Below are 20606 nucleotides of genomic sequence, written 5' to 3'. Positions count from 1 at the left end.
GGTTTAGACGAGATTGAGGTAGTAGCCCAGCATCGTCGCAAGAACCCCACATCCTCAGCTGCCCAATGGGCCTGTGGTTGCGGCCTTGGTTTCGTGATTTGTATGAGGGTCGACCCCGTCGCCATGCGTCATCATGAACACTGTTCGTTAATGTAAATACAGCGAGTTTGCGTGTCAACGCGCCAGGACGCTGATGACTGAGGGTGGCAACGCCCGCCGTATGCGGAGGGTGGCTGATGTGGTATTTGTGACCGGTTACGACCGGTCACGAACGCCGCTATGGGCCTACGCCGAATCTTGCTGGGGTCGAAGATAAATGCCGTACAGCATCAGATCTATGGCCTTTTGCAGGTAGGCTTTCATCATCGTCGCATCACCCTTGGCAATCGGGTTCGCCAGTAACTCCCGCCTAGGCTGAGTGACGAGAATGTCGAAGACGATCGAGGCGGCGATGTGAATCGACTCTTCCTCGATCTCACCTCTATCGGCAGCCGAGCTTAGTAGAGACTCGATCAACGACAGTCGCCCTTTCTGAATGGTACCGGATACGCGCTGGTAGACATCGGGTATCCGGTATTGCACCAAGGCTATGAGCCGTTCCAGGCCGATCACCTCAGGGCGCAGCGAAATCTGCATCATCTCGCCGCCTAGAAAAAGCAGCTGATCTCGAAGCGTTCCGTCGGGTATCGCAGTCGAGATCGGGGTGATCAACCGCTCGATACCATGCTCTATCGCGTCCACCAACAGCGTTTCACGGTCCTTGAAGCGTGTATAGAGCGTGCGTTTGGATACCTGTGCCTCCTGGGCAATCTCGCTAAGCGTCACGCCATCAAGCCCGTGCTGGCAGTAGGCGCGCAGTGCCACCTCTAGTAGATGATTGCGTAGCTGCGCGGCAACCTCGCGGCTGGGTCGCCCCCCTTTGCTGGAACGGCCTTCAAGCAGGGCAGGCGCCTGCTGTGCCTCTTCTGTAGCTGCTCGTTTCAATCCTGTATCCCTTCAAATTGCGCCAATGATCAGCAAGTCCTTCTAGAAGAAACGGAACCCGTGAGTATACTTTACGATTATGAGCCTGTAGATTCTCAGTCTGCTACCTCTGCTTGTCGCCTATGACCGACGACACCCCGAAGCACGATAATCGAAAAGGACTGATCAATGAGCGATGATTACAATTCCAAGTACACGTCCATCAAGCATTCCCATGCGGCGATTACCCTTGACGATGAGGGAACCCATTTCGAATCACTGTCCAAACCCTCTACCGAGACCGACTTCTGGGAAGAGACGGCGTTAGGTGTGGTCGGCCAGGCTGGCGATTACGACGTGCTTCTGTGGGCCGCGGGTTATGCGCTGTCGGGCAATGGCGAAGGCATCTGGGGCAAAGGCCTGAGCGCCGAGCGGGAGATTCAGCTCATCGTAGTGCCCCGGGCTCAACGAGGCACGATGAGTGACAACAACTTCCTGCGCGTGGGCTGGACACCCACAGAGCGCTTATCGATGGACCAGCTGAAGGTGACCCGTACCGATGAGAAGGTCACGTGGGACTTCAAAGGGCTGCGCTTCGAGGCGGCCCCCCCTTACTGGGCACTGAAAGGGGAGGCCGGGGGGGCCCAGTTTGACCTTGCCTATGAGCAAAACGGCACGCCGCTCTGGAACTGGGGGCCGTTCAACAACGCCGCTCAAGCGGATCGTGCTGGCTACGATACCTTCGTGAGTGTCAATGGCTCGATCACGCTACCTGAACAGACGCTGGAGCTTACAAACGCATATGGCGTGCGCGAGCACATTCTGACGGGTCAGATGAACGACCCGGTCAAGAACCTTCCGGCGCCCAATTGGATGTGGTGGCTTTACACCATCGATGGCGACGTGAAGGTTAATTTCTTCCAGGTCAATGACACGATGCAGCTCGGTTTTGTCAAATACGGCGAGCACGAACAGGTCAATATTTCATCGCAGGGCGATGCAGGGTCGATTCGCTTCGAAGTAACAGAGAAATGGGAAGACCCGCGGACTGGTATGAACCTGCCGGTCAAATGGAGGCTGGACATGGAGCGTGAGGGTTGCAAGGTTGCCGTTGATATCGCCGCTCATGGTCGAGCATACAGCCACTGGCCGACAGCGCATGGCACACGCATGTACTGCTACCTGTTGTCGACCATGAGCGGCACAGTCGAATTGCCGGACGGCCGAACGATTCAGTTGCACCAGCACCTGACGGTAAACTCCTTCTGCCGCACGGTCCTGACAGCCACTGAGACCATCGCAGGGGCTGCTGCCAAGAAGCCTGTCTGATCGAGAACACTCAAAAGGCGATTGGCTCGGTGAGTCGATCGCCTGTCGGGCTATTTATCGACTTACAGCGCGATCGCGTTTCGCCGCAGCCAATGCTTCGGCAAATTCGGGGTTGACCGCGGCGATACCGGCCGACAGCCTCGCGCCCGATTGATCGGAGCTCTTCGGCACTGCGTAACCCGATTCATCGAGAATACGCGGCAAGGCCTCGAGCAAGCTCTCCGGCGACATCGTCTCCAGAGTGAATGAGGCGCCCCAAGGTCGGCATAAGTGCTCGCGTTATGGATCAGCATGTCAATCCTGCCCCATTGCGCGATAACCGCATCCACCATCTGTTCAGCTTGGGCACGGTCACCGATATCGCAGCAGGCCGCCATGGTTTGGCCGCCGGTGGCGCGAATTTCTGCCACCACCGAATCGGCAGGGCCAGTATTACCACCGTGCTCGCCGCGCCCATCCACACCATAGTTATTAACCACGACCAAAGCCCCGCGTTCAGCGAGTGAAATGGCATGCTGTCGGCCTATGCCGCGCCGCGCCCGGTAATGAGCGCGACTTGCCCATCGAATCTCAACATCGTGTTGTTCCCCTGGGTGATCGCGGACGGAAATGGGTTTGCCGATCAGTCAGTCTACCGTCAGCACGATCTTGCCTCTTGCCCGGCCGGACTCGCTGCGTACATGCGCCTGACCTGCTTGGGCCAGGGGAAGGACCTGGTCAATGATGGGCGTGAGCACACCGTCGTCCAGAAGCGAGGCAAGCTTAGCGATGCGTTTGCCATTTGCCGCGACCTCGACCAGCGCCGTGCGTACCTTCAGCTGTTTTGCGAGCATGGCCTCGATCCCAGGCGGTTGCAGGGTCACGATCAAGCCATCGGTGCGCAGGACTTCCATCGATTTGACTTGGGTTTCGCCGCCCAAAGTGTCAAGCACAATGTCGATGTCTTTCACGGTGCTGGCGAAGTCAGCTATTCGGTAATCGATGACCTGGTCAGCACCCAGCGAACGTACCAGCTCGACGTTGTCTGTAGAGGTTGTTGCTATGACTTCAGTGCCGGCAAGTTTGGCCAGCTGAACCGCAAACACGCCTACGCCTCCCGAGGCTGCATGAATGAGCACTCGCTGCCCCCGTTTGAGCTCGGCGTGGTCGAACAAGGCGCTCCAGGCCGTCAGGGCGGCCAGCGGCACGCCGGCTGCCTGGGTGTGGCTCAACCGTCTTGGCTTCAAGGCAATTGCATCACTGCGCACGGCGATGTACTGGGCATAGCTTCCGCCCACCTGGACGTCCCGCATGCCGAATACTTCATCGCCTGGCTTGAAGCCCTGGACGCCTGGACCAACCCGCTCGACCGTTCCGGAGAAATCCGCTCCGGGTATGAAGGGCAGGGTGAGGTTTACGAAATCCTTGAACCAGCCGGCGCGGAACTTGTAGTCGGCTGGATTGACGCCTGCGGCCTGAATCCGCACCAGGACTTCGCCTGCGCAAAGATTCGGGGCCGGTACGTCATCCAGCACCAGCAGGTCAGGGCCACCGTAGTGGTGGAAGCGGATGGCTTTCATTCCATGTCCCCTCATTAGGCCCGGGGTCAACGATCGCCCGGTAGATAATTGTCATCCCGTCACGCTGCGTACGCGCCCAGTTGTGTTGGACAGCAGAAAGCAGAGGCGCAGGTGGCATGAGGATGCTATTGTTTTCGTGTTCCACTATACGCCCCTTGTTCTGATATTCGCACGATCAGATTCAGTGGTGAAGCGAATTCTCATCAACAAAAATAAGGAAGAGCCATGAACAGCGCAGCCATTGCACCCGAACTGCAGGAACTGATTGACCGGCAGAAAATCCATGACTGCATCGTTCGGTATTGCAGCGGTGTTGACCGGTTTGACCGAGACATGGTGAGGGGCGTGTACCATTCTGATGCCATGGATGACCACGGCGCCTTTGTCGGGCCAGTCGAGGCCTTCATTGATTGGGCTTTCGCTTACCACGCGAAATACCAACACACCCACAAACACTACGTCCTCAACCACCGTTGCGAGCTCGACGGTGATACAGCGCATACCGAGACCTATTGGCTGTTTTCGGGCAAGAACCAGATCGGGCCAGGGCTGACCCTGAGCGGCGGTCGGTACATCGACCGTTTTGAGAAGCGCGACGGCCGGTGGGCAATCGCTGCGCGTAAATGCGTCATTGAATGGAACGGCGCACTGGGCGAATTTCCCATGCCTCAGGAAGCACTTGATGCGTACGCTGCAACGGGCGTCGCTTCTCGGGATAAAAACGATCCGTCCTACGAGCGTCCGCTCTGTGTAACGCGCTCCAGCACAGTATTGCCATTCTGAAGGCCCATGTCGTCCAACAATAGGGGTTTACGATGTGTTTGAAGCGCAACTGGTTGATCACAGGTATTTCAAGTGGGCTGGGCGAAGCACTGGCTAAGGCTGTATTGCCGTTGCACAGTGTCAGCGAAAATATCTTATACGACTGATCGGTTGTCAGAGGCTGGTTGAGAATAATTTGAAACCAGCCTTGGGGAGCAACGCATGATGCCTTGCTGCCGATCCTGCTCAGCAAACGCCTTATTACCCAGCGTCGTAGTGTGAGGTTTTGTGATTTCAGCGCGAGTTTTTATCCATTGCGCAATGCCTTGTGCGGCTCTAGCCTTCTGTCCATCCAATATCGCTTTGGCGAACATAACAAGAGAGGGTTTCGATGAGCCACACAGGCAAGAAAATCGCCGTAGTAACAGGCGGTGCGATGGGTATCGGTGCTGAGGCTGCCGTATCACTGGCAAAAGACGGGCATCACATCGTTATTTGCGACATCAACGTTGATGCGGCGGAGCGATTCTCTCGACAGCTCCGAGAGCAGGGCTACACGGCAGACGCTTGCCAGGTGGATGTAGCCTCGCTGGATTCTGTAACGAATGCATTTTCCTGGATCGATAGCGAGTTCGGTAGGTGCGATGTACTGGTGAATTCCGCAGGTATCGCCAAGACCATGCCGTTCCTGGAGTTTGATCTCGACGTTTTCAACAAGACCCTGCACATCAACGTCACTGGCACGTTCATGTGCTGCCAGCGTGCTGCTCAAATCATGCGAAAAAATGGCTTTGGCAGGATTATCAACATCGCGTCGGTCGCTGGCTTGCGTGCAGTGGGCAAGGGCCGTACCGCCTACGGTACTTCTAAAGGTGCAGTCATTGCACTGACCCGGCAAATGGCCGTGGAGCTTAGCGAGTATGGCATCACTGCCAATGCCATTGCACCGGGCCCGGTCGATACGCCCATGACCAAAGAACTGCACAGCGACAGCTTCCGCCAGGCGTATAGCAATGCTATCCCCGCCAAGCGATACGGAACGACTCAAGAGATTGCCGGCGCGGTCAGCTATCTCGCATCTGACGTCGCCGCTTACGTAAATGGTATTGTTCTGCCTGTCGACGGCGGATTCCTGGCCTGGGGCGCAGGCGACCTGTAATTGGCAAGATCACAAGCGCCCATACGGGCGCTTGTTTAGCTTTGAGCCATCTCTTTTTTCAACCACGTTTCCAAATCTGCAGTATCGGGACGCAGCCTTGCATTGGGTGAAACCCACAGCACCAATTTTGCTGCGCCTTGCGCAAAGCCAAATGGAGCCACCAAGGCACCACTCTCAAGCTCTGCTTCCACCAGCATGCGTGGTACACAGGCGAATCCCAAGCCAAGCTTTGCTGCCTGGATCAGTAAATAGAAATGCTCGAAATACTCCATTTCAAGCAGCTCTCCAGCCTCTCTATCAATGGAGGCGTACCAGGCTTTCCATGCGTGCGGTCGGGTTTTCGTGGTCAGTAAGCGCTCTTTACTCAAGTCGCTGACCTCCAGGACACCGGATGCTGCCAGATACCCAGGCGAACAGATGGCGCCTATCCATTCATTGGTCAATGGTATCGGTTCTATGCCTGGAGGTGGTTCGATGCTGTCGAGCCGTATCGCAACGCTCACGCCTTCATGCGCGAAATCAATAGGGCCGTGACCTGTCTTCAAGCCCAGTTCCATGGTGGGAAAACTGCTATGCAGCCTGGCCAGTCGAGGCAGCAGCCAATGCATCATGATCGAGGCGGAGCAGGACAGCTCAAGCGGGCGGGGGCGAACCTCATCGATACTTTCTTGTATCAAGGCAAAAGCCCTGGCCAGGCCCGAGGCGAGGCGTGATCCCTCTGGGGTCAGTTTGGTGCCGTGCGCATTTCGAGTGAGCAAAATGACACCTAACGCGTCTTCCAGACTTCGAACATGACGGCTAATAGCGCCATGAGTCACGCATAAGGCATCCGCTGCATCACTGAACGATCCTTTGCGCGCGATCATTTCAAACGCTCGTAGAGCGTTGAGCGAAGGCCTGACTGGCGACGTCATTTATGCACCTCTGTAGGACCGGAGTCTTGAACTCGACAACAATTCTAATGTGAGTTTTTCTCACGCTCGACGGAAATCATATCGGTTGGATTGACGCAGGGTCAATGTATATTGATTTGAAACTGCCATGCGACATTCCGGGCAGATTCAAAATAACAAATAGATTTGAGGCACCCATCATGGTCGATCTTAAGGCCGGGCGAGAGGAGTTTACTGCCCGATTTTTTGTAGAGAGCAGCTACCCGATTGAACGGGTCAGCGAGGTAATCGCAGGGGAGCAATCCAGCGGTACCTTCCTCTCTCTTCCTGGCGAATCGGCGGAGCTTAAAGAACGCTCTCGTGCGCGTGTAGTCGCTATCGAGCCGCTGCCCTCCGTTTCAAGTGCTTCTCTGCACAGTGATTACCTGGCCCGCCACAACCCCTCTGGGACGTATCACCGAGGTGAGGTCACTATCGCGTTCCCCACGGCTAATATTGGAACGAACATCCCTGCGTTGCTGACCACAATTGCAGGCAATCTCTTTGAGATTGGCGAGGTCAGCGGGCTGAGGGTGCTAGATCTGGAGCTTCCCGAGCGGTTCGCATCTGGCTTCATCGGCCCGCAATTCGGAATCGAAGGCACCAGGGCGTTAGCCGGTGTTCATGACCGTCCGATCATAGGCACCATCGTCAAGCCGAGTATCGGCCTTACTCCAGAGCAGACTGCCTCTGTGGTCGATGAGCTCTGCGCCGGAGGTATCGATTTCATCAAGGATGATGAGCTGCTCATTGATCCTGCCTACGCGTCGTTTGATGCCCGGCTAAGTGCGGTGATGCCTGTCCTCCACAAGCATGCAGATCGCCTCGGACGCATGCCCATGTATGCAATCAACATCTCAGGCAGCATCGACGAGATGATGCGTCGCCAAGATGCAGTGCTTGAGGCGGGTGGTACATGCGTGATGCTTTGCCTGAATTGGGTTGGGCACTCGGCGGTTGAGCACATCCGAAAGCATGCCCAGTTGCCAATTCATGGCCATCGCAATGGCTGGGGTGCTCTGACCCGCTGCCCCCAACTAGGGTTCTCATTCGAGGTGTATCAGAAGATCTGGCGGTTGGCCGGGATCGACCATCTGCATGTTAACGGTATTCAGGGCAAATTCTATGAGGCGGACGATTCGGTAATCGCTTCTGCGAAGAGCTGCCTTGCCCCATTTGCCGGCATGCGTCCCCTGATGCCTGTGTTCTCCTCCGGTCAATGGGCGGCCCAGGCGCCTGAGCTTTTCAACAGGCTTCAATCCGTTGACCTGATGCACCTCGCTGGCGGCGGCATCATCGGTCATCCAATGGGTATCGAAGCAGGCGTTCAAAGCATGCGTGAAGGTTGGGAGGCGGCTGTACAGCACGTGCCTCTGGAGCGTTATGCCGAGGGTAGGGCAGCCCTGTCAGCTGCCCTGCAGAAGTTTGGAGGCCAATAAGTCATGAGCTCCCAGCACGTTCCCACACTCCCGTTGGTCTTTTACGGCGATGACTTCACTGGTTCGACGGACGCTCTAGAGGTTTTGACGGCGGCTGGACTCAAGTGTGCCCTGTTCCTCGCGCCTCCAACCCCGGAGCTCCTGGCAGAACTGGGTGGATTTGACGCCATCGGTATCGCCGGTGACAGCCGTGCTTTGTCCAATGCTGAAATGGACGCGGTGCTGCCCGAGATTTTCGAAAGCATCAAACGTCTGTCGCCAGCGCTGATTCACTACAAGGTGTGCTCGACTTTTGACAGCGCCGACGCCGTGGGCAGCATCGGCCACGTAATTGAGTTGGCATCCCGCATTTATGATGTAAAAGGCGTTCCGATCATCGCGGGCAACCCTGCACTGGGCCGCTACTGCGTTTTCGGCAATCTCTATGCCTTGTCCAAGACGGATCACAAGGTTCACAGGATTGACCGGCACCCTATCATGCGTGCCCACCCGATCACCCCGATGCATGAAGCGGACTTGAGTATCCATATCGGCAAGCAAAAAAACTTGTCGATTGGCAAGCTTGATATTCGCCAACTCGAAAGTGGTGCAACGCTCGGCCGCTTGGTCGACGAGATATCACGGCAGCACGATGCAGTGTTGTTCGATGGCACTCATGAGTCACATATGACCACCGCTGGCCAAGTGTTGACCGAGCGCTCGTCGGCGGCGGCTCCGCTTTTCATCGTCGGTTCATCCGGAGTGGAGTATGGCCTCACACAATACTGGCGTACCGCTGGGGTGTTTCCGGCACGAGCGTCGCTGGCCGTCCCTCTGGAACCGGCCGACCAGGTGCTGGTGATCTCAGGCAGTGCTTCGCCGTTGAGTCAGTCCCAGATCGAAACGGCGATCGATTTCGGCTTTGTGGAGCTTGAAGTCGATGCTGCCGCATTGATTACGGAGTCCCGAAAAAGCGCCGCGATACGAGATGTGGTCATTGCCGCAGTATCGCACCTCGAAGAGGGGCGGTCGGTGCTGATTCACACTGCCAAAGGCCCGGGTGACGCTCGGATTGAACAGATGATCGAGGCCATGCTGCAAAAAGGTTTGCCTCGGGATGAAGCGAGGGTTCAGGGAGGTAAGCAGCTAGCCATGGAAGTAGGCCACGTTGCGCTTGAAATCCTTAGAGCATTCCCATTGAAAAGATTGGTGGTTTCGGGTGGTGACACATCGAGCCAAGTAACCAAAGTACTCGCACCCGATGCTTTGGTTATCAAATCTGATATTTCTCCTGGCGCGCCTTTGTGTCAAATGCACGCGCGCGAGCCGTACCTGAAAGACGTTGAGATTGCACTCAAAGGTGGCCAGATGGGAGACCGGGATTATTTCGTCAAAGCACTCAGGGGTGTTGAATAAGCTCTGAGGATTTTTAGCAAGACAGACTTGCCTATCTACAATAACAAAAGGTGAAACCATGCATACCTCAATATCGAGCCCTGTCGAAAGTGACCTCGATCACATGGATGATGGCGAGAAAAAAACCATGAAGAATGTTGTTGCCGGAAGCCTGTTCGGAACAGCATTGGAAACCTACGATCTCTACCTGTATGGCACTGCCGCTGCCCTTATTTTTGGACCTTTGTTTTTTCCTGGGAGCGACGAAACCGTTTCCCGGCTAGCCTCTCTTGCATCCTTCGCCATTTCATTCGTCGCCCGGCCTTTAGGGTCGCTTGTACTCGGGCATTTTGGGGACAGGATTGGCCGCAAGAAACTGCTGTATCTCACCCTCATCATCATGGGTTTGAGCACGGTAGGTATTGGTCTTTTGCCCACCTACGCCAGCATTGGCATTTGGGCGCCTATCATGCTTTGCGTGCTCCGCTTCATCCAAGGCTTTGCGTTTGCGGGCGAGTACAGTGGCGCTGTGCTGATGCTCTTAGAGCATGCGCCAAGAAGAAGGAGGGGCTTCTATGCGGCGATCAATAACATTGGCCCAGTCTTTGGCTTCATTGCATCCGCTGGCATGCTTCTGGTTGTCAGTGCCTTGCTTTCCAAAGAGGATTTCACCGCGTGGGGGTGGCGCATTCCTTTCATCGCCAGCCTTGCGCTGTTGGTAGTGGGGGTGTTTGTCCGCTCCAAAGTGCCCGAGTCTCCTGTGTTCGAGAAGACGGCTGAGAAGAGGGCAGCCACGCCTGGCAAGTCGCAATCGCCCGCGCTGCGCTTGTTCACTCGCTATCCTAAGCAACTGCTGTTAGTGGCCGGCGCTAATATCTGCCACTTCTCGACGTTCTACCTGTTCACTGTATTTGCACTGAGCTATGGCCAGCGAGAACTAGGCCTGTCAAATGCTTTCGTGCTGTCAGTGGCCATGGTTGCAATCTGTACGCATTTGGTGGTCGTACCTTTTGCAGGTTCGCTGGCAGATCGTATTGGCCGCCGTACCACGATGCTCATTGGTTTTCTGGTGACCGCCCTCGCAGCGTTTCCTTTCTGGCACCTTTTTTCAACTGGCGAGTTCTGGCCAATGGTCGCTGGATCATGCATGTTCATGACGGGATATGGTTTGGTATATGGCGCGGTGCCGTCGTTTACCGGCGAAGCCTTCGGCCCGAGCGCTCGCTTCACCGGTTTCGCAATGTCTACCAACGTCGGTGGGATCATAGGCGGTGGTACTGCTCCAATCGTAGGGGCATTCCTCCTGAGCCATTACGGTACGCCGTATGCGATCTCGACGCTCACGATAGCCCTCGCGGTGTTTTCTGGACTCTGTGTATACCTGTCTGCTGAGACAAAAGACGTGGACATCATCGACGAGTGAATGAGGCAGTTTCGTGCTTCCTTGGGGGCGCACGCAGCCTCACCCGTCAACCTCATGCGCAATGGCTGGATGCTCAGCCAGCCATAAACTTTCGAACTTAGTCAGTGCGATGAGGGCATCCTCGTGCCTGAAAGGTATCGGTATGACCATCCGTAGAACAAAGATCGTTGCAACGCTAGGCCCAGCCAGTAATTCGCCGGAAGTAATTGAAGCGCTGATCTTGGCCGGATTAGATGTAGCGCGTTTGAATTTTTCCCATGGTACGCCAGATGAACACATCGCCCGAGCTCGCTTGATCCGTGAGATTGCTGCCAGACACGGTAGGCATGTGGCTTTGTTGGGTGATTTGCAGGGCCCAAAAATTCGGATTGCAAAATTCACTGACAAGCGGATCGAGCTGAAGGTTGGCGATACTTTCTCGTTCTCCACGAGCCATCCGCTTGCATCGGGCAATGAGCGAGTCGTAGGCATCGATTACCCAGATCTGGTGAAAGATTGTGGCGTGGGCGACCAGCTCCTGCTGGATGATGGGCGGGTGGTTATGCGTGTTGAGTCGACTGCGCCCGATGCCTTGAATTGTATCGTCACCGTGGGCGGGCCGCTGTCTGATCACAAGGGTATCAACCGCAAGGGGGGAGGGCTCACTGCGCCTGCCCTTACCGAAAAAGACAAAGCGGATATCAAGCTGGCTGCGCAAATGGAGCTTGACTACTTGGCCGTTTCATTCCCGCGGGACGCCAAGGACATGGAGTACACTCGCAAGCTGCGTGATGAGTCAGGGGGGACAGCCTGGCTCGTGTCAAAAATCGAACGAGCTGAGGCCGTTGCCGATGATCAGACCCTTGATAAGCTGATCGCAGCTAGCGATGCGGTAATGGTCGCTCGGGGAGATCTGGGTGTGGAGATTGGAGATGCGGAGCTTATCGCTATCCAAAAGAAGATCATTCTGCACGCCCGGCGCAACAACAAAGCGGTAATTGTGGCGACCCAGATGATGGAGTCGATGATCTCCAGTCCGATGCCTACCCGCGCAGAAGTGTCTGACGTGGCCAATGCGGTGCTCGACAATACTGATGCCGTCATGCTGTCCGCTGAAAGCGCTGCAGGGGCCTACCCTGTTGAGGCAGTACTTGCCATGGCTCGTATTTGCAGGGGGGCTGAAAAGCATCCAACCACTGTAAAGTCCAGCCATCGATTGCATACCTCCTTTCGGCGTTGTGACGAAAGTATTGCGCTGGCCGCGCTCTACACCGCGAACCACTTTCCAGGTGTCAAGGCAATCATTTCTCTCACCGAGAGTGGCTTCACACCGTTGATAATGTCTCGGCTGCGTTCTCATGTGCCGATCTATGCGCTTTCGCCTCATCGTGCAACCCAGGCTCGCGCCTCCCTGTTCCGTGGCGTTTATCCAATAGCGTTTGATCCTGCTTCGCTGCCCTCTGAAACAGTCAGCGAAGCCGCCATTGGCGAATTGCTGAAACGTGACCTGGTACAGCCTGGTGATTGGATTATTCTCACGAAGGGGGACCGTTATGATGTCACGGGTGGCACCAATGGCCTGAAAATTCTTCAACTGTAACGCTCAGGCGCCAGAGGCGGGTTATGCCGCTTTCCTTACCGCGTCGGCACAGGGGTGCTGCCATTCAAGGCTGGAATCTGTGAAAACACTTCAGCCATAAAATCCATGAACACGATAGCCCGCGTGGGGAGCAGTCTGTTGGCGACATAAACCATCTGCACGGGGACAGGGGGGGCCACATGGTTGGTGAGAATGAACTGTAATCGCCCGCTGTTCAGCCCTCCCTCGAACAGCCACGCAGGTCCATGCGCCACACCCAGGCCTGCCGTGGCCGCCGCGCTCACAGCGTCCGGCGAGTTGACCCTGAGTCTGCCGGTAACCGGAATGTCCACGTCCCTGAATCGCCAGGTCGCCCCGGACGACAGTAAGGTGTAGATGATGCAATCGTGGTCGAGTAGATCATCCGGGGTCTGCGGAACTCCGCGTTTGGCCAAATAATCCTTACTGGCGACGAAGACCCGGTCGTACCCTCCAAGAGGCCGGGCGCGCAAACTGCTGTCTTCCAGCTTTCCTATGCGAATGGCGAGTTCGGTGCCTTCATTGACTAGGTCTACGTATCGATCGTTGAGTTGGAGATCCAGGATCAATTGAGGGTAGCGCTCCAAAAAGGCCGGCACGTGCGGCAGGACAAACGCATGTGCGAGCGCTGTCGGACAGGCTACGCGCAAAAGCCCCGATGGGTCGACTTTGTTCCTGAAGGACGATTCGGATTCATCCACCGCATCCAGGATGCGCCGGATGTCGGCATAGTAGCGTTCACCCTCCGGCGTCAGGGAGAGCTTGCGCGTAGATCGGTGGAGCAAGCGCGTTTGCAAATGATCCTCCAGTGCCGCTACATAGCGGCTGACATTGGGCTGCCCCAGCCCCAGATCGCGCCCTGCCGCCGAAAAGCTGCCGGTTTCTACAGCACGCGCGAAGCATGTCATCAACAGAAATCGGTCCACTTCGTTCCCTCTATTCATGCTTGATTTGCATGAATTATATGCGAATAGGCTGTCTTATCTACTGTTAGGCATGAGCGCATATTTCTCCATGTCGACCGCGGTGGTCGTCATTCACCGGAGAATTCAAATGTCGCGCTTGCAAGGTAAACGTACTCTCATCACTGGCGGGACCAGCGGCATCGGGCTGGAAACGGCAAAGCAGTTCCTGGCGCAGGGGGCTCGCGTTATCGTAACGGGTGTGAACCCCGATTCGATTGCCAAGGCCCAAGCCGAATTGGGCCCGGAGGTGCCGGTGCTGCGGGCCGACTCGGCCAGCGTTGAAGCACAAAGGGAGCTGGCACAAGTCATCAAGCAACACTACGGCCAACTCGACGTTGCCTTCCTCAATGCCGGCGTATCCGTCTGGGTGCCCATTGAGGAATGGACCGAAGACATGTTCGACCGCTCTTTCGACATCAACGTCAAAGGGCCGTACTTCCTGATGCAGGCGCTGTTGCCGGTCTTCGCAAATCCTGCTTCCGTCGTGTTGACCACTTCCGTAAGCGCGCATGCAGGCGCCGATCGCTCGTCCGTATATGCCGCAACGAAAGCCGCATTGCTGAACATGTCGAAGACGCTCTCGACCGAATTGCTGGGCCGTGGAATCCGTGTCAACGCAGTGAGCCCTGGCCCCGTCGAGACCCCTCTTTACGATAAGCTCGGTATTCCTGAGGCTTATCGCGAGCAGCTTAACAAAGCGATCGCGGCAACCATTCCGCTTGGGCGCTTCGGTAGCGCCGACGAAGTGGCCAAAGCAGTGCTGTATCTGGCATCCGACGAGTCGCGCTGGACGGTCGGCTCTGAAATCGTCCTTGACGGTGGCCGCCTGCTGAATGGCTAAGCACCCAGCTTAAAAATTGCGTGAATGCCACTTCAGCTGAGCTGAGTCAGTTTGGTACTCAAAGCCCGCATCTCGGCCAGTCAAGCGGGGAAGTGTTTTGCCGTACTGGCGCTCCCCGCGTATCATTTGCGACATGGTGGGTCGGAGATTGATATGTCGCTTTACAGTGCTGGCGTCGAATACGGCATCCATTGCCTGCTGTTTCTGGTAGGCGAGGGCGGTGAGAGCCGTGATTCCAGCGTGCGCGACCTGGCCGAGTTGCAGGGCGTGCCGCAGGAGTACCTGGCCAAGGTTTTCACCAAGCTGGCGCGTGCCGGCTTGGTGGCCGCCACCGAAGGCGTGCGCGGTGGCTTCCGCCTGGCGCGACCGGCGGCTGAAATCACCGTGCTGGATATCGTCAACGCCATCGACGGGCCGAAGAAGATTTTCGATTGCCGCGAGATTCGCGAACGCTGCACGTTGTTCGAAGGCTCGCCGCCCGCTTGGGCGACTGAGGGCACCTGTGCGATTCATGCAGTGATGCTAGGGGCGCAGAAGCGCATGGAAGAGGCCTTGGCGCAGCAGACCATCCTCGATCTTGCGAGACGGTTCGGGCGCAAGGCCCCGGCCGAGTTCGGTCAACAGGTGAATAGCTGGATGGGGGAGCGGCGCGAGGGTAAAGGTGGCGGGGATATACCGGTCAACCAGGTCTGATCGTCTTGCCTGTACAGGAGTAACGCGTTCAGCGCCCCTCATGCTGGCGCCGATACGCCCCCGGCTGCACCCCCATCGCCTTGGCAAACGCCCGGGTAAACGCTGCCACCGATTGATACCCCACTTGCGCGCCCACCTGCTCCACGGTATTGCCCGCCCGCAGCAACTGGCTGGCATGGCGCATGCGCAACGCCAGCAGCACCTGCCCCGGCGATTGCCCAGCCAGTTCATTGAAACGCTTGAAAAACGCCGACCGCGACAAGCCGGTGCAGGCGGCCATGCTCTCCAGCGTCCAGGCTTGACCCGGTTGCTCGATCAACTGTTCCAGCAGCCCGGCAAACGCTGGCTGGCGGGCGAGGGTGACCAGCCCGCCCAGTGACTGCCCGGCTATGACCTGCTGGCGCAGCACGTACAAGAACAACAGGTGCGTCAGGCGCTCCAGCAACGCCTGCGACGGGCCGGCGGTGCGCCGGCATTCTTCCAGAATCAGCTCGAACAGCGCCCGCGCCGCACTGCCGGCGGGGTCTTCGGCGCGCAGCAGGATCCAGTCGGCCAGGCCTTCGACAATCAGTGAAGACAGGCCGGACTGGAAATGGAAGAAGCCACAAACCAGCCCGACGCCGTCGCTGGCCTCGTTCTCCAGTGCCTGCATGGCCTGGCGCGGTTGGGCACAGGCGTCGACCGGGTCCTGAACGCTGGACAAGCGATAGGCAAGGTCGCGCAACAGGAATACTGCATCTCCCTTCTTTAGGCGCACCGGTTGCGGCTGGCCGTCGATGTGCAGCCAGCAATGCCCTTGGACCACCAGGTGGAAGCTGGCGCGGCCCATGCCCTGGGTGCTGGCGTGCCAGCCACCGCAGTAGCGGCCGACATGAAACAGGCTGGCATCGAGCTCCAGGCCCTCTAATAACCAATCGACAAGGTGGCTGGACGAAATCATCTAATACAAAGACTCAGGAACAAGGAAAGGTGACTGATGAATATGGAGGGTAATTCTTATAACCAACAGACTGTAGTGACACCCATCAAAAGGAGACCACTCCATGTCCTCGCGCATTACTTTACACACGCTGCAGAGTGCTCCGGAAGCGGCCCGGCCGTTTCTCGAGAATGCCCAGAAGAATTCCGGCTTCATCCCCAACCTGCTGGGCGTGCTGGCCAACGCCCCGGCGGCGCTGGAAACCTACGTGACCGTTTCGGCACTCAATGGCAAGTCCGAGCTGAGCCTGGCCGAGCGTGAAGTGGTGCAGCTGATTGCCGCCACCCGGCATGGCTGCGACTTCTGTGTAGCCGGCCACACCGCCGTGGCGCTGAACAAGGCCAAGCTGCCGCAGGAAGTAGTCGATGCCTTGCGCGCCCGCGGCGAACTGCCCGATGCCCGTTACGAAACCCTGGCCGCCTTCGCCCGTGAAGTGATCGACACTCGCGGTAACGTCAGCGAAGCCACCTACATGGCGTTCCGTGAAGCTGGCTTCAGTGAAGGCAACGCGCTGGAAGTGATTCTGGGGGTAAGTCTCGCAACCCTGTGCAACTTTGCTAATGTTTTCGCCCAGACGCCGCTCAACGAAGAGCTTGGCAAGTACCGCTGGCAGCCTTCTGCATAGCCCACGTGTGAGAGCGGCCCTGACGCGGTCGTTGTAGGAGCGGCCTTGTGCCGCGAATGGGCCGCCAGGCGGCCCCGGCGTTCCAAAAGGAGCAAGACCATGCAAGATTGTGCATTTCGACACTGGCTGGATGCCAATGCCGAGGCCATTGACCGGGGCCTGTGCGAACCGCAGCAGGTACTGGCGCAGATCGCCGAATCGCAGCTGTTGCGCATTGGTGTCGACCCGGCCCTGGGCGGCACGGGCGGGCAGGTGACTGATGCGGTCGAGGCGATTGCCGCCATCGCCAGCCGCTCGTTGGCCGCAGCCTTCGTCTGCTGGGGCCAGCGTGCCTTTATCGAATATCTGTTGCACAGCCCCAACCAGCCCCTGCGCGAGCGCCTGCTGCCGCGCTTGCTGACGGGCGAACTGGCCGGGGCCACCGGGCTGTCCAACGCCATGAAGTTCCTTTCCGGCATCGAAGCGTTGCAGGTGCGTGGCCGGCCCGCAGCCGATGGCTGGCACCTGGAAGGGCGCCTGCACTGGGTGACCAACCTGCGCAAAAGCGGCTTCGTGGTGGCGGCGGCCATCGAAGATGAAGCCGGCGGCGCGCCGTTCGTACTGGCCATTCCGTCCGACGCCCAGGGCCTGGAGCGCTCCGACGACCTGCAACTGATGGGCCTGCAGTCGAGCAACACGGCGGCACTGGCCTTCCACCAGGTGCCGTTGGCCCGTGACTGGCTGCTGCACGCGAATGCGCGCGAGTTCCTGCCCCGGGTACGTCCGGCATTCCTGGCGCTGCAATGCGGCATGGCCATCGGCCTGGCGCGACGGGCGCTGCAAGAAGTTCAGGCGCACCTGCACGGCCGGGCCTCGTTCCTCGATGAAGCCCGTCAGGTGCTCAGCGAGCGGCTGGAAAACACCGTCAGCGAGCTCAAGCAGGGCCTGCTCGATGACCGTTTTCAGCAACAGCCGGCGGCCCTGTTCAAGCTGCGCATTACCTTGGCTGAATGTGCCGCCGATGCAGTACAGCTTGAGTTGCAGGCCAGCGGCGGCAAGGCCTACCTCAGCGAGTATGGCGAAGGCTTTGCCCGCCGCTGGCGCGAGTCGGCCTTTGTGCCGATCGTCACCCCCAGCCTGGTGCAATTGCGCGCCGAACTGCAACGCCAGGCGGGCGCGGCATGAGTGACGTGTTGCTCGAAGCCCGCGACATCAGCCTGGGCTACCCGCGGGAGGGTGGCTGGCAGCAGGTGCTGGCGCAGTTCGACCTGCAGCTGGCACCGGGCGAAGTGGTGAGCATTCTTGGCCCCAGTGGCGTCGGCAAATCCAGCCTGCTGCGGGTGCTGGCCGGTCTGCAACAGCCCGGCGGCGGCAGCGTGAGCCTGCACGGCCAGCCGTTGCAAGGGCCGCACCCGCGCCTGGCGGTGGCCTTTCAGGACCCGAGCCTGCTGCCTTGGCTGAGCCTGGAGAAGAACGTCGCTTTTGGTCTGGACTTCGCCCGCCAGCCGAAACTGGCCGCTGCCGAGCGGCGCGCGCGCATCGACCACGCGATTGCCGCCGTGGGCCTGGCCCACGCCCGTGGCCAGTACCCGGCGCAATTGTCCGGTGGCATGGCCCAGCGCACCGCACTGGCCCGCTGCCTGGCCCGCCAGCCCGAGGTGCTGCTGCTGGACGAGCCGTTCGGCGCGCTGGATGAAGTGACCCGCGCCGACATGCAGCAACTGCTGCTGCAACTGATCGCCACCCACAACACCGCGGCAGTACTGATTACCCACGATATTGACGAAGCCCTGCTGCTGTCCAACCGGGTCCTGCTACTGGGCAACCATCCAGCGCACATCCTCGGCCAGTGGCACATCGACCTGCCGCAACCGCGCGACCACCGGGTCGAAGAACTGGGCGCCTTGCGCATCGAAATCCTCAAAACCCTTCGGCGGGCAAGCCGCACAGTCGAACCTACCTCAACCCCGTTGCCCTCGGAGGCTGTCCATGTGCTTGGATGACTGCTGTTCCTCTTCATCGCGTCGTGATTTTCTCAAGCTTGGTGCCATGCTCACGGCCGCTGGTGCGCTGCCATTGCTCTCGAGCCTGCAAGCCCGTGCCGCTTCCGAGCCGGACGCGCCAGTGCGTATCGGCTACCTGCCAATCACCGACGCCACGCCATTGCTGGTGGCGCATAACAACGGGCTGTTCGAGGCCGAAGGCATCAAGGCCGAGCGCCCGGTGTTGCTGCGCAGTTGGGCGCAGGTGATCGAGGCGTTCATCTCCGGGCAGGTGAACGTCATCCACCTGCTATCGCCGATGACCGTATGGGCGCGCTACGGCAGCAAGGTGCCAGCCAAGGTCGTGGCCTGGAACCATGTGGGCGGCTCAGGCCTGACCGTGGCGCCCGATATAAGCGACATGAAACAGCTCGGGGGCAAGACCGTGGCCATCCCGTTCTGGTATTCGATCCATAACGTGGTGTTGCAGCAGATGCTCAACGACAATGGCCTGACGCCTGTGTCGAAGCCTGCCAATGCGCAGTTGGCCGCCAACGAAGTCAACCTGCTGGTGCTGCCGCCATCCGACATGCCGCCAGCCTTGGCCAGCAAGCGCATTGCCGGCTACATCGTCGCCGAGCCGTTCAACGCCCTGGCCGAGAACCTCAAGGTTGGCCGCGTGCAGCGCTTTACCGGCGATGTGTGGCGCAACCACGCGTGCTGCGTGGTGTTCATGCATGAGCATGACTTGAACAACCGCCCCGAATGGTCGCAGAAGGTGGTCAACGCCATCGTCAAGGCCCAGCACTGGACCCGCGACCACCGCGCCGAAGCAGCTGCGTTGCTGTCGAAGGCCGGCCCCAACAAGTACACCCCGCACGAGCCCGCGGTGCTGGCCAAGGTGCTGGCGCCGGCCGCCGAGGACCGTGCCGGCTACGTTGCCAGTGGCGCCATTCGCCATCAGCAGTGGGACGAAAAGCGCATCGACTTCCAGCCATACCCGTTCCCCAGTTACACCGAAGAACTGGTCAAGCGCCTGAAAACCACCTTGATCGAGGGCGACAACGCCTTCCTTGCCGGGCTGGACCCGGTGCAGACCGCCCGCGACCTGGTCGACGATCGCTTCGTGCGTCATGCCATCGCTGCGGTTGGTGGCCCGTCGGTGTTCGGTATTGCCGACAACTTCGAGCGTAGCGAGGAGTTCGCCGTCTGATGCGCACGCATGTCGTACACGCCAGCCTTGGGCTGGCCGGGTTGTTGGCGCTGTTGCTGTTGTGGTGGGCCGGTGTTGCCGTGTTCGGCCAGGCCGACGGCCTGTCGGCGCGCTTTTCACCGGCGGCAACCTTGGCCAGCCTGGTCGAGCTGTTGGGGCAGGGCGAGGTTTACGGGCACATCTGGGTCAGCCTCAAGCGCATCCTGGTCGGGTTGCTGCTGGCGCTGCTGATCGGCGTGCCGCTGGGCTTGCTGGTGGGCAGCTACCGGCACCTGGAGGCGGCAACCACCCCGGCGTTCCAGTTTTTGCGCATGATCTCGCCGTTGTCGTGGATGCCGGTGGTGGTGATGTTGATGGGCGTGGGTGACCAGCCGATCTACTTCCTGCTGGCGTTTGCCGCGCTATGGCCGATCTTGCTGAACACCGCGGCGGGCGTCAGGCAGCTGGACCCACGCTGGCTGCAACTGAGCCGCAGCTTGAGCGCCACGCGCTGGGAAACCTTGTGCAAGGTGATCGTGCCGGGGGTGATCGGTCATGTGTTGACCGGCGTGCGCCTGGCCATCGGCATTTTGTGGATCGTGCTGGTGCCGTGCGAAATGCTCGGGGTGAGTGCGGGGTTGGGGTATTTCATCCTCGATACCCGCGACCGGCTGGCGTATTCCGAACTGATGGCGATGGTGCTGCTGATTGGCGTGTTGGGGTTTGTGCTGGATGCGCTGGCGCGCGGGCTGCATCGGCGCTGGGTGCATGGCTGACGGGCCAATGGGGCTTCTTCGCGGGCTCGCCCGCTCC

The 20606-nt window shown here is 58.7% G+C and carries 20 protein-coding genes; 14 read left to right on the top strand and 6 right to left on the bottom strand.

The genetic code is table 11. The features are described from left to right. Window positions 1-285 precede the first annotated feature (285 nt). Window positions 286-984 (bottom strand): TetR/AcrR family transcriptional regulator, encoded by a 699-nt coding sequence (locus SB765_RS03820; protein WP_410910280.1) that lies wholly within the window; start codon window positions 982-984, stop codon window positions 286-288. 168 nt (window positions 985-1152) lie between these two features. On the opposite strand from SB765_RS03820, the gene SB765_RS03815 reads away from it, so the two are divergent. Further along, window positions 1153-2292: a hypothetical protein gene (locus SB765_RS03815; RefSeq protein WP_410930956.1), complete on the top strand. Its 1140-nt coding sequence runs from the start codon at window positions 1153-1155 to the stop codon at window positions 2290-2292. 62 nt (window positions 2293-2354) lie between these two features. Here SB765_RS03815 and SB765_RS03810 read toward each other — a convergent pair whose 3' ends face one another. Continuing rightward, a complete protein-coding gene (locus SB765_RS03810) occupies window positions 2355-2771 on the bottom strand; it encodes an SDR family NAD(P)-dependent oxidoreductase (protein WP_410910281.1) in 417 nt (138 codons plus the stop codon). A gap of 147 nt (window positions 2772-2918) precedes the next feature. Next, the gene (locus tag SB765_RS03805) at window positions 2919-3851 is read right to left on the bottom strand and encodes an NADP-dependent oxidoreductase (RefSeq protein WP_341798576.1); all 933 of its coding nucleotides are present in this window, start codon (window positions 3849-3851) and stop codon (window positions 2919-2921) included. Window positions 3852-4076: 225 nt separating this feature from the next. Here SB765_RS03805 and SB765_RS03800 point away from each other — a divergent pair, with 225 nt between their 5' ends. Together SB765_RS03800 and SB765_RS03795 are read left to right on the top strand one after the other, a co-directional pair. Then, window positions 4077-4634 (top strand): nuclear transport factor 2 family protein, encoded by a 558-nt coding sequence (locus SB765_RS03800; protein ID WP_341798577.1) that lies wholly within the window; start codon window positions 4077-4079, stop codon window positions 4632-4634. A gap of 370 nt (window positions 4635-5004) precedes the next feature. Continuing rightward, the gene (locus SB765_RS03795) at window positions 5005-5772 is read left to right on the top strand and encodes an SDR family NAD(P)-dependent oxidoreductase (protein WP_341798578.1); all 768 of its coding nucleotides are present in this window, start codon (window positions 5005-5007) and stop codon (window positions 5770-5772) included. Between the two features lie 35 nt (window positions 5773-5807). Here SB765_RS03795 and SB765_RS03790 read toward each other — a convergent pair whose 3' ends face one another. Continuing rightward, a complete protein-coding gene (locus tag SB765_RS03790; RefSeq protein WP_341798579.1) occupies window positions 5808-6686 on the bottom strand; it encodes a LysR substrate-binding domain-containing protein in 879 nt (292 codons plus the stop codon). Window positions 6687-6865: 179 nt separating this feature from the next. On the opposite strand from SB765_RS03790, the gene SB765_RS03785 reads away from it, so the two are divergent. The 4 genes from SB765_RS03785 to pyk all read left to right on the top strand — a co-directional run bounded on the left by SB765_RS03785 (window position 6866) and on the right by pyk (window position 12519). Further along, a complete protein-coding gene (locus SB765_RS03785; protein WP_410930955.1) occupies window positions 6866-8143 on the top strand; it encodes a ribulose-bisphosphate carboxylase large subunit family protein in 1278 nt (425 codons plus the stop codon). Window positions 8144-8146: 3 nt separating this feature from the next. Next, window positions 8147-9538 carry a four-carbon acid sugar kinase family protein gene (locus SB765_RS03780; RefSeq protein ID WP_410930954.1) on the top strand — a complete coding sequence of 464 codons (1392 nt, stop codon included), beginning with the start codon at window positions 8147-8149 and terminating at the stop codon, window positions 9536-9538. Window positions 9539-9596: 58 nt separating this feature from the next. Further along, the gene (locus SB765_RS03775; RefSeq protein WP_341798582.1) at window positions 9597-10940 is read left to right on the top strand and encodes an MFS transporter; all 1344 of its coding nucleotides are present in this window, start codon (window positions 9597-9599) and stop codon (window positions 10938-10940) included. A gap of 142 nt (window positions 10941-11082) precedes the next feature. Next, window positions 11083-12519 (top strand): pyruvate kinase, encoded by a 1437-nt coding sequence (gene pyk, locus SB765_RS03770; RefSeq protein WP_410930953.1) that lies wholly within the window; start codon window positions 11083-11085, stop codon window positions 12517-12519. 35 nt (window positions 12520-12554) lie between these two features. Here pyk and SB765_RS03765 read toward each other — a convergent pair whose 3' ends face one another. After that, on the bottom strand, window positions 12555-13463 hold the full coding sequence (locus SB765_RS03765) for a LysR family transcriptional regulator (RefSeq protein WP_341798584.1): 909 nt from the start codon (window positions 13461-13463) through the stop codon (window positions 12555-12557). Between the two features lie 127 nt (window positions 13464-13590). On the opposite strand from SB765_RS03765, the gene SB765_RS03760 reads away from it, so the two are divergent. Both SB765_RS03760 and SB765_RS03755 read left to right on the top strand, forming a co-directional pair. Beyond that, complete coding sequence (locus tag SB765_RS03760) at window positions 13591-14343, top strand: SDR family oxidoreductase (protein WP_341798585.1); 753 nt, start codon at window positions 13591-13593, stop codon at window positions 14341-14343. A 153-nt stretch (window positions 14344-14496) separates the two neighbouring features. Beyond that, entirely contained in the window at window positions 14497-15036 is a 540-nt protein-coding gene (locus SB765_RS03755) for an RrF2 family transcriptional regulator (RefSeq protein ID WP_341798586.1), read from the top strand. Between the two features lie 28 nt (window positions 15037-15064). On the opposite strand, the gene SB765_RS03750 is transcribed toward SB765_RS03755, so the two are convergent. Continuing rightward, a complete protein-coding gene (locus tag SB765_RS03750; RefSeq protein WP_341798587.1) occupies window positions 15065-15976 on the bottom strand; it encodes an AraC family transcriptional regulator in 912 nt (303 codons plus the stop codon). A 103-nt stretch (window positions 15977-16079) separates the two neighbouring features. Here SB765_RS03750 and SB765_RS03745 point away from each other — a divergent pair, with 103 nt between their 5' ends. The 5 genes from SB765_RS03745 to SB765_RS03725 all read left to right on the top strand — a co-directional run bounded on the left by SB765_RS03745 (window position 16080) and on the right by SB765_RS03725 (window position 20569). Beyond that, entirely contained in the window at window positions 16080-16640 is a 561-nt protein-coding gene (locus SB765_RS03745; protein ID WP_341798588.1) for a carboxymuconolactone decarboxylase family protein, read from the top strand. A gap of 99 nt (window positions 16641-16739) precedes the next feature. Then, window positions 16740-17804 carry an acyl-CoA dehydrogenase family protein gene (locus tag SB765_RS03740; protein WP_341798589.1) on the top strand — a complete coding sequence of 355 codons (1065 nt, stop codon included), beginning with the start codon at window positions 16740-16742 and terminating at the stop codon, window positions 17802-17804. Beyond that, complete coding sequence (locus SB765_RS03735) at window positions 17801-18622, top strand: ABC transporter ATP-binding protein (RefSeq protein WP_410930952.1); 822 nt, start codon at window positions 17801-17803, stop codon at window positions 18620-18622. The genes SB765_RS03740 and SB765_RS03735 overlap by 4 nt, the downstream gene beginning before the upstream one ends. Continuing rightward, window positions 18609-19814: an ABC transporter substrate-binding protein gene (locus SB765_RS03730; RefSeq protein ID WP_341798591.1), complete on the top strand. Its 1206-nt coding sequence runs from the start codon at window positions 18609-18611 to the stop codon at window positions 19812-19814. The genes SB765_RS03735 and SB765_RS03730 overlap by 14 nt, the downstream gene beginning before the upstream one ends. Continuing rightward, on the top strand, window positions 19814-20569 hold the full coding sequence (locus SB765_RS03725) for an ABC transporter permease (RefSeq protein ID WP_341798592.1): 756 nt from the start codon (window positions 19814-19816) through the stop codon (window positions 20567-20569). Before SB765_RS03730 ends, SB765_RS03725 begins: the two co-directional genes overlap by 1 nt. The last annotated feature ends 37 nt before the right edge of the window (window positions 20570-20606 follow it).

The sequence above is a fragment of the Pseudomonas sp. SIMBA_067 genome, from assembly GCF_046534675.1.
GTDB classification, from domain to species: domain Bacteria; phylum Pseudomonadota; class Gammaproteobacteria; order Pseudomonadales; family Pseudomonadaceae; genus Aquipseudomonas; species Aquipseudomonas putida.
The sequence above is the reverse complement of the archived record's forward strand: the minus strand, read 5'-3'. Positions and strand labels throughout refer to the sequence as shown.

Coding starts and splice junctions, on each gene's coding strand:
- SB765_RS03815 (WP_410930956.1), top strand. CDS start 1,153: ATGAGCGATGATTACAATTCCAAGTACACGTCCATCAAGCATTCCCAT.
- SB765_RS03805 (WP_341798576.1), bottom strand. CDS start 3,851: ATGAAAGCCATCCGCTTCCACCACTACGGTGGCCCTGACCTGCTGGTG.
- SB765_RS03800 (WP_341798577.1), top strand. CDS start 4,077: ATGAACAGCGCAGCCATTGCACCCGAACTGCAGGAACTGATTGACCGG.
- SB765_RS03795 (WP_341798578.1), top strand. CDS start 5,005: ATGAGCCACACAGGCAAGAAAATCGCCGTAGTAACAGGCGGTGCGATG.
- SB765_RS03790 (WP_341798579.1), bottom strand. CDS start 6,686: ATGACGTCGCCAGTCAGGCCTTCGCTCAACGCTCTACGAGCGTTTGAA.
- SB765_RS03785 (WP_410930955.1), top strand. CDS start 6,866: ATGGTCGATCTTAAGGCCGGGCGAGAGGAGTTTACTGCCCGATTTTTT.
- SB765_RS03780 (WP_410930954.1), top strand. CDS start 8,147: ATGAGCTCCCAGCACGTTCCCACACTCCCGTTGGTCTTTTACGGCGAT.
- SB765_RS03775 (WP_341798582.1), top strand. CDS start 9,597: ATGCATACCTCAATATCGAGCCCTGTCGAAAGTGACCTCGATCACATG.
- pyk (WP_410930953.1), top strand. CDS start 11,083: ATGACCATCCGTAGAACAAAGATCGTTGCAACGCTAGGCCCAGCCAGT.
- SB765_RS03760 (WP_341798585.1), top strand. CDS start 13,591: ATGTCGCGCTTGCAAGGTAAACGTACTCTCATCACTGGCGGGACCAGC.
- SB765_RS03755 (WP_341798586.1), top strand. CDS start 14,497: ATGTCGCTTTACAGTGCTGGCGTCGAATACGGCATCCATTGCCTGCTG.
- SB765_RS03750 (WP_341798587.1), bottom strand. CDS start 15,976: ATGATTTCGTCCAGCCACCTTGTCGATTGGTTATTAGAGGGCCTGGAG.
- SB765_RS03745 (WP_341798588.1), top strand. CDS start 16,080: ATGTCCTCGCGCATTACTTTACACACGCTGCAGAGTGCTCCGGAAGCG.
- SB765_RS03740 (WP_341798589.1), top strand. CDS start 16,740: ATGCAAGATTGTGCATTTCGACACTGGCTGGATGCCAATGCCGAGGCC.
- SB765_RS03735 (WP_410930952.1), top strand. CDS start 17,801: ATGAGTGACGTGTTGCTCGAAGCCCGCGACATCAGCCTGGGCTACCCG.
- SB765_RS03730 (WP_341798591.1), top strand. CDS start 18,609: ATGTGCTTGGATGACTGCTGTTCCTCTTCATCGCGTCGTGATTTTCTC.
- SB765_RS03725 (WP_341798592.1), top strand. CDS start 19,814: ATGCGCACGCATGTCGTACACGCCAGCCTTGGGCTGGCCGGGTTGTTG.